Raw genomic sequence first — 9,976 nt, 5'->3', positions numbered from 1 at the left:
GCAACCCCTGCGCCCATAGCAACTTCGGCACCCGTTGCAGCAGTTGCAACACCAGTTCCTATTGGCAGCAATCGCGTTGTGGCAAGCCCTAGGGCCCGCAAGCTTGCCCAACAGCTTGGGGTGAAACTTGAAGGTTTATTGGGTAGTGGTCCCCATGGCCGCCTGGTAGCAGCTGATGTGGAAAAAGCTGCTGGAAAATCACCAGCTCAAGCAGCAATTCCAGTTGCAGCAATACAAGTTGCAGCGCCAGTTGTATTAGCTCAACCAGGCGAAATCAAAGCTTTTAGCACCCTGCAACAAGCGGTTAACCGCAATATGTTGGCTAGTTTGAATACACCTAGCTTTCGGGTGGGATATACAATAGGAACAACAAAATTAGATACTTTTTATAAGCAAGTAAAGCCAAAAGGCGTTACCATGACAGCCCTTTTGGCGAAGGCTGTCTCTTTAACTCTGGTTCGTCATCCATTAATTAATGCAGCTTATAGCGATGCTGGCATCAGTTTCCCAAACGCCATCAATGTGGCAGTTGCGGTGGCGATGGAAGGGGGCGGACTGCTCACGCCAGTGCTAGCTCAGGCCGATCGCACTGATCTTTATAGCCTTTCTCGAAATTGGGCTGATCTGGTGGCAAGGGCTCGCACCAAGCAACTCAAACCAGAGGAATACAACAGCGGCACCTTCACCCTTTCAAATTTGGGAATGTTTGGCGTTGATCGTTTTGATGCGATTTTGCCTCCTGGCACAGGTGCAATTTTGGCGGTGGGAGCTTCAAAGCCTGTAGTAGTTGCGAATCCCGATGGTTCAATTGCTGTTAAATCTCAAATGCAGGTGAATCTCACCGCTGATCACCGAGTGATCTACGGGGCTGACGCAGCTGCTTTCCTTAAAGATCTAGCGCTATTAATTGAAAACGAACCAGAAAACCTGGCGCTTTTCTGAAATTAAAGAGGCTGTATTTTGATTTTTAGGCTGTGGCAAACATTTTTTGGCAAACCTTTGCCGCGCCATCAACTAGATGCAGCCACCCTGCCAAGTTTTGAGGCCCTAGCAATACTCTCCAGCGATGCTCTTTCATCGGTGGCCTATGGGACAGAAGCAACCCTTGGTGTTTTGGTGCTGGCAGGCAGTGGCGCTTTGAAACTGTCGGTGCCGATCACCTTGGCAATCATTGCTCTTGTGGCAATTGTTGTGCTTTCTTATCGCCAAACGATTGAGGCCTATCCCCAGGGCGGCGGCTCCTATGTGGTTGCACGGGAAAACCTTGGCACCATTGCCTCCTTGGTGGCAGCTGCTTCCCTGCTGATCGACTACGTGTTAACTGCGGCAGTGAGTTTGATGGCTGGCACCCAGGCCCTTAGTTCTTTATTGCCGCAATTATTGCCCCATGAGGTGAGTTTTTCGATCGTGCTGTTGGTGTTAGTGGGTTGGGCCAATTTGCGGGGCGTTAAGGATGCAGGGAAATTGTTTGCTTACCCCACTTATGCCTTTGTTTTGATGGTGGTTGTGCTTGCGCTTGGCGGTGTTTTTAATCTTGCTTTTGGCCATGGTTTCCATGCTGCAGCGCCGCTACCTGTAAAAGCATTGGAGCCGCTGGGTTTGTTTTTGATTTTGCGAGCCTTTAGTTCTGGTTGCTCAGCAATGACTGGTATTGAAGCTATTTCTAATGGTGTGAAGCTATTTAGAGAGCCCGCAGCTGCAAATGCTCGATTAACAATGGTTGTGATGGGTGTAATACTTTCGGCGATGTTTTTTAGTGTTAGTGCCCTTGGCTATGCCTATGGGGTTGCGCCAAATCCAAACATTACGGTGATGGCACAGATCGGAACGCGCGTATTTGGTGAAAATAGCGCCTTGCTTTGGGCCTTGCAGATATCAACATTATTAATACTAGCCCTTGCTGCTAACACTTCATTTGCTGATTTTCCGCGCTTGGCAGCATTGCTTGCAAATGATCGTTTTCTGCCAAGACAGATGGGTTGGGTTGGGGATCGTTTAGTGTTTCAAAATGGAATATTAATTCTTTTACTAGCTGCAGGTTTAACAATTATTGTATGCCAAGGTGATACAACCGTAGCAGTTAATCTATATGCACTAGGCGTTTTTACTGCATTCACATTATCTCAAGCCGGCATGGTGTTGCATTGGTGGCGCCTGCGGGGCTCGGCTTGGCTAGGCCGAATGTTGATGAATGGGCTTGGTGCATTTACAACTTTATTAGTTTTATTGGTTATTGTTGTAAGTAAATTTAATCAAGGCGCTTGGACAGTAGTAGTAATTGTGCCAATTATTGTTTTGCTGTTGGCTTCGGTGCGCCAGCGTTATCGCCAAGTTTATGGTGCAATGGCAATAGCACCTGGCCAGATAAATGTATTGGAGATACCAAAACGCACTAAAACACTTGGCAATCGTGCAATTGTTTGGGTGCCTTCAATAACAGAACCAACAATTAATGCCCTGCGTTATGCAGCTGCAATTGCTGATCATGTGTTGGCGGTTTGGGTGAAATCTGATGATGAGGATAGTGAGCAAATAGAAGCGGCATGGCAAGCTGTGGTGGGCGTAAATACAGGAATTGAATTTCGGGTAATGGCTAGCCCAGGCGCATCACTGGTAGCTCCGTTTGTTGAATGTGTTGAATCAGAAGAAGAAAAGTATCCAGATTTATTTCATACAATAATCATGCCTATGGCGATACCTAAGCAACCCTTTGATGGGTTGCTGCTAAATCAAAGGTCGATTAACATGCGCCAAGCCTTGGTTAATCAGCATAATCGAGTATTTACAGTAGTTCGTTATTATTTAAGCTGTTAAGGTTTTGGGATTTGACTGATCAAAACTTAGTAGATTCAAAGCTTTCTAGTTACAACTTCCACTTGCCGGAAGCAGCGATTGCCCAACGGCCAATAGAGCCACGCCATCAAGCGCGGATGTTGGCGGTGAAGCCTGTTGAAGGCTGTGATCATTTGCAAGTGTGGAACCTGGCGCAGCAGTTGCAGAAAGGTGATTTATTAGTTGTGAATAACACGAGGGTTTTGAGGGCTCGCTTGCAGGCGCGGCGGGCGAGTGGCGGAGCAGTGCAACTATTGGTTTTGGAGCCCGGTGCTGATGGCAGTGGTGATTGGGTTTGCCTTGCTAAACCAGCAAAGAAATTAAAACCTGGCGATTGGCTTGAAGTTTTAGCTGCAGGCCAGCCCCCTTTAGCGCTGCAGGTGCTGGCAACTCATGGGGAAAGTGGTGGCAGGATTATTCAGTTTCCAGCTGGATGTGTTGATGGCGCAAGCCTTGAACCTTTGCTATTGCGTTATGGCGCTATTCCTTTACCGCCTTATATCCATGAACATCATGATAGTGATAATGAGCGATATCAAACCCGATTTGCTTCCAAGCCTGGTGCTGTTGCAGCTCCAACCGCTGGTTTGCACTTAAGTGATGAATTGCTTGCGATTTTTAAAAGTAACGGAGTAGAAATTGCATACATCACATTGCATGTTGGTTTAGGAACGTTTAAGCCCCTTGATAGCGAAGATCTAAACCAGTTGCGGCTACACAGTGAATGGGTGGAGATCACAGCAGAAACTGTGGCAGCTGTGGAGGCTTGCAAAAAAAGAGGAGGCAGATTAATAGCAATAGGTACAACAAGTGTTCGCAGCCTTGAGGCGGTAGCTCAATTAAATAATGGAGTATTAAAGACACATCAAGGCCCGGTGAATTTAGTGATCCAGCCGGGCTATCGATTTGTTTTAGTGCAAGGTTTACTAACTAACTTCCACCTGCCCAAAAGTTCTCTTCTACTCTTAGTGAGCGCCTTGATTGGCCGCGAGCGGCTAATGGCACTATATGAAGAAGCGATTGAGCAGGGTTATCGTTTCTTTTCCTATGGTGATGCTATGTGGATCCCGCCAGAGACGGTTATTAACTAAATCAAGCAGCAGCTAAGTTAGCAGCAACAAAATCCCAATTTACTAGCTTATCAAGATAAGTAGCCATGTAATCAGGCCTGCGGTTTTGGTAATCAAGATAGTATGCATGCTCCCATACATCCATCGTGAGCAGTGCTGTTTGGCCGTGGGCTAGTGGAAGATCTGCATTGGCAGTTTTTGTAACTTTTAAGGTGCCGCCATCTAGTACTAACCAGGCCCAACCACTACCAAACTGGGTTGCACCAGCAGCTTTGAACTGCTCAACGAAAGCATCAAAACTACCGAAATCAGCATCAATCTTTTCGGCTAAAGCACCGCTTGGTTTTCCACCACCACCAGGCTTAATGCACTGCCAGTAGAAACTGTGGTTCCACACTTGGGCTGCATTATTAAATACGCCAGCTTTAGTGGCATCGCCAGCTACAGCGGCAATTGTTTCTTCTAGGCTTTTATCAGCAAGATCTCCACCTTCAACAAGTTTGTTCAAGTTGGTTACATAACCAGCGTGATGCTTGCCATGGTGGAATTCAAGGGTTCCACGGGAGATGTGGGGCTCGAGAGCATCGAGGGCGTAAGGCAGGGCTGCAAGGGTGTGGGCCATTGAGTTGGGAGCTGAGGGAAGGATTAATACGCTGAAATACTAACGATTGCGACTGGTTTCCCTACGTAGTTAAGGTGCGATTTTGACCAGTTCAACATCAAATATCAAGGTGGCATTTGGGGGGATTACCCCCCCCGCACCCCGTTCGCCGTAGGCGAGATCTGGAGGAATAACCAGCTTGCGCTTACCGCCAACTTTCATTCCGGCAACGCCTTCATCCCAGCCGCGGATTACGCGGCCTGCACCGAGGGGAAAGTTGAAGGGCTCATTACGGCTGTAGCTGCTATCAAATTCTTTGCCGTTGGTGAGTGTGCCGCGATAATTCACCCAAACTTTGTTGCCACTTTTGGCTTCTGCGCCAGTTCCGACAGTGATATCAGTGATTTTCAATCCAGATGCAGTAGTGCGCTCTTTAGCTGCAACAAGATCATCTGAGCCCAGTAGATCGGCAGCCTTGCCTTTGGCTATTTCACTGTTGTCAGGTGCAGCTCCAGGTGCCACGTCAGGTGCCATAGCAAATAATTGTGGGTTGGGGTCGTTTGGATCTAATTCAAAAGCGGCACGGCTTTGGCTTATTGGTGCCGCAGCATTAACCATGGCGGTTGGTGAGATCAACTGGCTTGCAAGCGCTACTAGGAGGCAGGCGACACATACAGCTGAACTGATAAGGATCTCGCGCATGGCGGCAGCTTTTTGGGATCGATGGGATTCTGTCAGGTGCCCTCACGCAGCTGTTGCTCGAGGCGATCGATGCGGCCGCGCAATTCATCTAATTCTTTTTGACGCGCTAGCCCCACGTCTTGGAGGAAGTTATCAAAATTGCGTTCTAGCTGTCGCTCTGCTTGCTTTTCAGCGCTTGGATTCTCACCACGCATAGCGGAAGCCACCTCATCAACAAGGGCAGTGGCTTGATTTGGATCTAAACGACCGCTGAGCACCCAATCTTGGGTTACGGCTTTCAAGCGCTCAAGCACCAGATTGGTGGTACCAAGACCCCTCACTAGTAGTTGTTGGAGGGGGTTAGCTGAATCCATTCAACAAATGCTTCTTTCTATGGTTTAGCGGGCCTTGGCCTTAAGCACGAGAAAACGACCGGGTTCCATCAGTAACCAGCCTTCATCTCGCAATTGCCCAATAAATCTAGTAATCGTTACGCGGGTGGTTCCCAAGCTGCTGGCTAATTCCTGATGGGTGAGGCGTAAACCGATGCGGGTACCGCCCTCACAGGGTTGCCCGTAATGCAAAGCAAGCAGTTCAAGAAAACCGCGCAAACGCTCCTCCACCCGCCTTAGACCCATCAAGGCCAATAAAGCTTCACTTTGGCGGTAGCGGCGTGCCATGGCTAGCAACATCGCGCGGCACAGGCAGGGATCATCTAGCAGTTCATCCCAACGCAAGCAGAGCAGATCGCTATCGCAGAGCGTTATTGCTTCGTATGGGGCAACGGAACTTAGGGGCTCACCAAAGGGTTCATTTGGGCCAACTAAACCCAGCAGGGCTTCATCACCACTCATGTACGAAGTAACCAGCTTTGTCATGCCCCGCACCACTAACCACACGTGATCTTTAAGTAGTGGTATTTGGCTGCCAGCGGGCATAGGAACTAAATTGCGCTTACTAAAGCTTGATTCCAGTAGTTCCCTTAAACCTAAATCGTCGCGCTGGGGGCTGGCAACCATCGCCGATGCATCGGAGAACACTTGCAAATGTATGAAGCATTACCTGTCTGGCGGGCTAAGGAATGGGGCCAATCTGCTTAAGGATTGGCTAACAATTGTTAGATGGTGCGGTTGGCTACCGATAGCGGCAGGTGCTCTAGCTGGTTATGCCTTGCCACCGCTTGGTTGGCCTTGGTTGATGTGGATTGCATTGCTGCCCCTTTGGCGTTTCGGGCCTGGAGGCGGAGCTCTTTGGGGTGCGGCGGCGGTGCTGGTGAGTCATCGCTGGCTACTGGCCTTGCATCCCCTCACCTGGTTGGGGGTGCCTGCTGTTTTGAGTTTGCCTGTGGTGGTTTTGCTGTTGTTGATCTGTGCAGCAGCGGCAGCGTTATTGGTGGCGATGTGGTGCGGCTTGGTGCAAAGGCTGGGGCCACGGCATTTATACAGCGCTTGTTTTGCGGCCTTGTTGTGGGGGCTGATGGAGGTGTTGCTAGCAAAAGGGCCTTTGTTTTGGCTTGGCCTGGGTGCTGCTGCATTACCAGGAGATAGGCCCCTGGCTGGCTTGGCGGCATTTGGTGGAGCAGGATTCCTTGCTGCGGTGCAACTAATTATCAGTTGGTTGCTGTGGCGGCAAGCCTGGTCCTTGCTGCTGTTTGTGGTGCTTGCAGCCCATGGTTTTGGCGCTGCTGGACTTGCTTTTAATAGTGATGTGGAGAGCAGCCAAAAATTGCAGCTGGAGGTGGTGCAACCGGCATTACCCACCCGTGAAAAATTCAATTGGGAGATGCAACAAAGGCAGCGTTATTTGCTCGGCGATGCGATTCGTGAAGCAGAAGTCAATGGCTCTGCAGCTGTGGTGCTACCAGAGGGTGCTTTGCCTGAAGGCGAACAACCCAATTCAAAAAATGTAGCTGTAATTAGTGGTGGTTTTAGGCGTGATGGAATTGAAGATCGCAGCAGCTTGTTGTGGTTTCCAGCAGGGAATCTAAAACCAAAAAGTTGGCTTGATAAGCATCGATTAGTGCCAATTGGGGAATGGGTGCCAGGGGGTGAATGGTTGCAGTGGAGCGGACTTTCAGCTGTAGGAGGATTGCAGCCTGGAAACGGCTCAAGGCTGCTGGATCTACCAAATCCAATCGGACCAATAGCGGGAGCTATTTGTTATGAACTAGCCGATGGATCATCATTAGCAACTGCGGTAAAGGAGGGAGCTGAGTGGATTTTAACTGTGGCAAATCTTGATCCATATCCACTGCAATTGCAGCAGCAATTTTTAGCATTAGCACAATTAAGGGCGATAGAAACTGGTCGCTGGCTTTTAAGTGTTGGTAATACTGGCCCTACAGCGGTGCTGGATGCAACAGGGAAAAAACGAAAAGGACTGGAGTTTAAAAAACCTGATATTGCAGCAATGAAACTAAAACGCAGAACAAAATTAACTTTTTATGATCAATTTAACCAGCTTCCGCTTTTATCAATGCTTGCTATCAGCGCTGGCGGTTGGTTGTGGTTTAGTAGATCGTTGCAGCGCGGCCCTCTTTTGAACCATAAATAATAAAATGTTCTGAAGCACGATCTCGGAAATAGGCTGAATTTGCAACACCTGGATTTGCTTCTAGGTAAGCTGCATTATTAAAGCGATCAATCGATCTACCTTCTTGAAACCCAAATAGATAAAAGTGTTTACTTGCAAGCTCTAAGTTATTACCAATTACTGTTGTGAGGTCAGCATAGCTGGCTAGATAATCATAACTAATTGATTTTTTAAGGTCTTGAGCTGATTCTGGAGAAATTCCACCTGATTTTATGGGGATTGTGGAAATATCGGAAAGATCAAGAAAAGCCTTTTTCGCATCAAAACCTGTAGAACTTATGCCGGCCAATAAAGTGCTGCTGCCATCGGAATAGTTGATTGATAAACCACTTACTGTATCAACTAAGCTACGCTGAAGATTTGCTCTACCGATAATAATATCGCCCTCTGTAATATTGAAATCACTAATTACATCATTACCTACGGATAACACAAAGATATCTGCGCCCAATCCCCCTGCAAGAAGATCGTTGCCAAGGCCACCGGTAAGTGAATCATTGCCAGCGGCGGCAAGAACTGCGCCGCCTTTTGGGCCAATTGTTAATTGATCAGCTGCATCTAAACCTTTGAGATCAGCTTCCTGGCTGTTAGCAGTTGCGAGATATGCCTGCAACACTGTGTTGGGCACACCAAATTGAAGAGCAGAAAGCCGTTCGGAGGCTGTTGCATTGCTGCGGCCCAGCACTTCTACCTGGAAATTAAGAGGGCTGTTAGCAGGTATGGAACCTGTTGCTTTAGCGCCGTAGGCCTGATCTGCTGGGATTGATAGGAGTACAACATCACCAACATTTACGCCTAAAAGCCCGGTGTCCCAGCCTTTAATTACCCGGCCTGCCCCAAGCTGAAAACTAAATTCAGGTTTAATGCCATCAGCATTGCTGTCAAATACATTGCCATTACTAAGTTTTCCTGTGTAGCGCACGGAAATCGTATCGCCCAGTTGGGTGGCAATACCGTTGAGATCACGGAGGTAGCTGCGCTCAACTCCACCGCTTAGTAGTTCTGGCATTGCTCTTTTTCTACTATTCTAATATACATTCTATAGGTGCATCTGTGTATGCATATCAAGATTTTCTGAAAATTCGAGTTAGGATTATTTAATAGTTGTAACACCCATGGCGATCGCAATTTGCAGACGGCATGCCTTTTTGTTTGAAGCTTTCAGAACCACGCTGCATATATTCGGTAGTATTAATTTCATCCACCCAATTCTTTTTAACGGATTCTAGGTCTACCGTTTCTATCTTTTTCTCATCAGCTATCACTGGATGAATCAAAAAAAGCGCAGCTAAAATACAAATAATCTTGAGGGGTTTGGCTAAAATATCAAAAAAGTAGTGCATTAATCTTACCTAAAGAGCATCTATTGCAATATTAACATAATCCCTTTGATAATAGTTTATTAAAAATGGAGCCAAGCGGATTCGAACCGCTGACCCCCTGCATGCCATGCAGGTGCTAATGCTTGCTGCTAGCTAGTCGCACTGCCGTTGAATTCACTGATAGCAAAGGATCTCAGCATTCATCTGCTTGGCCTGACATAGCCTGTTAGCGCTTGCTGCGGTCAGAATGCGCCCAAAAACGCGCCCAGGGCTCACCCTATGAAAACGAGATCTATTACCTGGGACCAACTGCTCCGCAGACAGTTGAAGCTTCAGTACGGCAGCGGGTTGCGTCTGCGGGAAAAAAATTCGGCCACTCAATTCGGAATCAGGGGTGGTGGAAATGATTCAGGTCAGTGGGTGGTGATCCCTTTCAAATTCGCTCCAAGCAACGCACAGGCAATCAGTGGTGCCGTCGCGAAGCTGCTCCTGACGATGAATGAGCATCAGGTCGGCCTGAGAGAAGCTCACTCACGCTGCTTTTCGGGGGCCATGACTCCTGAGAAGAAGACGGCTTTAGCTACAGGAATTCCATATGTCGAATGGGAAGGTGTGGCGCGGTCGTTTTTGGAATCACGGGCGGATAACCGTGGCAATACCAAGACGGACACCGCCACTCGGATAATCAAGGTTCTAACCACTCTGAAGGTAAAGCCCCAGCCGAGAGATGGCGCAAGCTTGATGAAGGCCTATGCGAAGCAGCACTTCGGGAAAACGCCTTTAGGTGGCGAGGGGAGGAAAAGAGGTCTTGGAGATGTGGCAGCTTTTCTGCTATTTGCCGTCCAGAAACACGGTGCTAATGCTTGTTGGCTCCCAAT

At 48.2% G+C, this 9,976-nt stretch carries 10 protein-coding genes and 1 pseudogene; 5 read left to right on the top strand and 6 right to left on the bottom strand.

The genetic code is table 11. The features are described 5' to 3' along the window. The 3 genes from AC2JC8_RS08900 to queA all read left to right on the top strand — a co-directional run. On the top strand, nt 1-942 hold a 942-nt coding region (locus AC2JC8_RS08900), incomplete at its 5' end, for a dihydrolipoamide acetyltransferase family protein (protein WP_484594563.1). Nucleotides 943-960: 18 nt separating this feature from the next. Further along, nucleotides 961-2,814: an APC family permease gene (locus tag AC2JC8_RS08895; RefSeq protein ID WP_484594562.1), complete on the top strand. Its 1,854-nt coding sequence runs from the start codon at nt 961-963 to the stop codon at nt 2,812-2,814. Between the two features lie 11 nt (nt 2,815-2,825). After that, complete coding sequence (gene queA, locus AC2JC8_RS08890; protein WP_484594561.1) at nt 2,826-3,923, top strand: tRNA preQ1(34) S-adenosylmethionine ribosyltransferase-isomerase QueA; 1,098 nt, start codon at nt 2,826-2,828, stop codon at nt 3,921-3,923. 1 nt (nt 3,924) lies between these two features. Here queA and AC2JC8_RS08885 read toward each other — a convergent pair whose 3' ends face one another. From AC2JC8_RS08885 to ptrA, 4 genes are all read right to left on the bottom strand, one after another. Beyond that, nucleotides 3,925-4,524 carry a superoxide dismutase gene (locus tag AC2JC8_RS08885; protein WP_484399786.1) on the bottom strand — a complete coding sequence of 200 codons (600 nt, stop codon included), beginning with the start codon at nt 4,522-4,524 and terminating at the stop codon, nt 3,925-3,927. Between the two features lie 69 nt (nt 4,525-4,593). Then, on the bottom strand, nt 4,594-5,205 hold the full coding sequence (locus tag AC2JC8_RS08880) for an FKBP-type peptidyl-prolyl cis-trans isomerase (RefSeq protein WP_484399785.1): 612 nt from the start codon (nt 5,203-5,205) through the stop codon (nt 4,594-4,596). 32 nt (nt 5,206-5,237) lie between these two features. Continuing rightward, nucleotides 5,238-5,558, bottom strand: coding sequence for a phasin family protein (locus tag AC2JC8_RS08875; protein ID WP_295459397.1), 321 nt, complete (start codon nt 5,556-5,558; stop codon nt 5,238-5,240). A 24-nt stretch (nt 5,559-5,582) separates the two neighbouring features. Further along, nucleotides 5,583-6,203 carry a Crp/Fnr family transcriptional regulator PtrA gene (gene ptrA / locus AC2JC8_RS08870; protein ID WP_484399784.1) on the bottom strand — a complete coding sequence of 207 codons (621 nt, stop codon included), beginning with the start codon at nt 6,201-6,203 and terminating at the stop codon, nt 5,583-5,585. 31 nt (nt 6,204-6,234) lie between these two features. Here ptrA and AC2JC8_RS08865 point away from each other — a divergent pair, with 31 nt between their 5' ends. Next, nucleotides 6,235-7,737, top strand: a complete 1,503-nt coding sequence (locus AC2JC8_RS08865; protein ID WP_484399782.1) for an apolipoprotein N-acyltransferase — start codon at nt 6,235-6,237, stop codon at nt 7,735-7,737. On the opposite strand, the gene AC2JC8_RS08860 is transcribed toward AC2JC8_RS08865, so the two are convergent. Together AC2JC8_RS08860 and AC2JC8_RS08855 are read right to left on the bottom strand one after the other, a co-directional pair. Continuing rightward, on the bottom strand, nt 7,694-8,785 hold the full coding sequence (locus AC2JC8_RS08860; RefSeq protein ID WP_484594560.1) for an FKBP-type peptidyl-prolyl cis-trans isomerase: 1,092 nt from the start codon (nt 8,783-8,785) through the stop codon (nt 7,694-7,696). The two genes, AC2JC8_RS08865 and AC2JC8_RS08860, sit on opposite strands and share 44 nt — an antisense overlap. 88 nt (nt 8,786-8,873) lie before the next feature. Further along, on the bottom strand, nt 8,874-9,119 hold the full coding sequence (locus AC2JC8_RS08855) for a hypothetical protein (protein ID WP_484594559.1): 246 nt from the start codon (nt 9,117-9,119) through the stop codon (nt 8,874-8,876). 303 nt (nt 9,120-9,422) lie between these two features. Here AC2JC8_RS08855 and AC2JC8_RS08850 point away from each other — a divergent pair. Then, nucleotides 9,423-9,976, top strand: a pseudogene (locus AC2JC8_RS08850) (hypothetical protein); the annotation flags it as partial.

This window comes from Synechococcus sp. (assembly GCF_982614295.1).
This window is presented reverse-complemented; position numbering and strand designations above follow the sequence as displayed.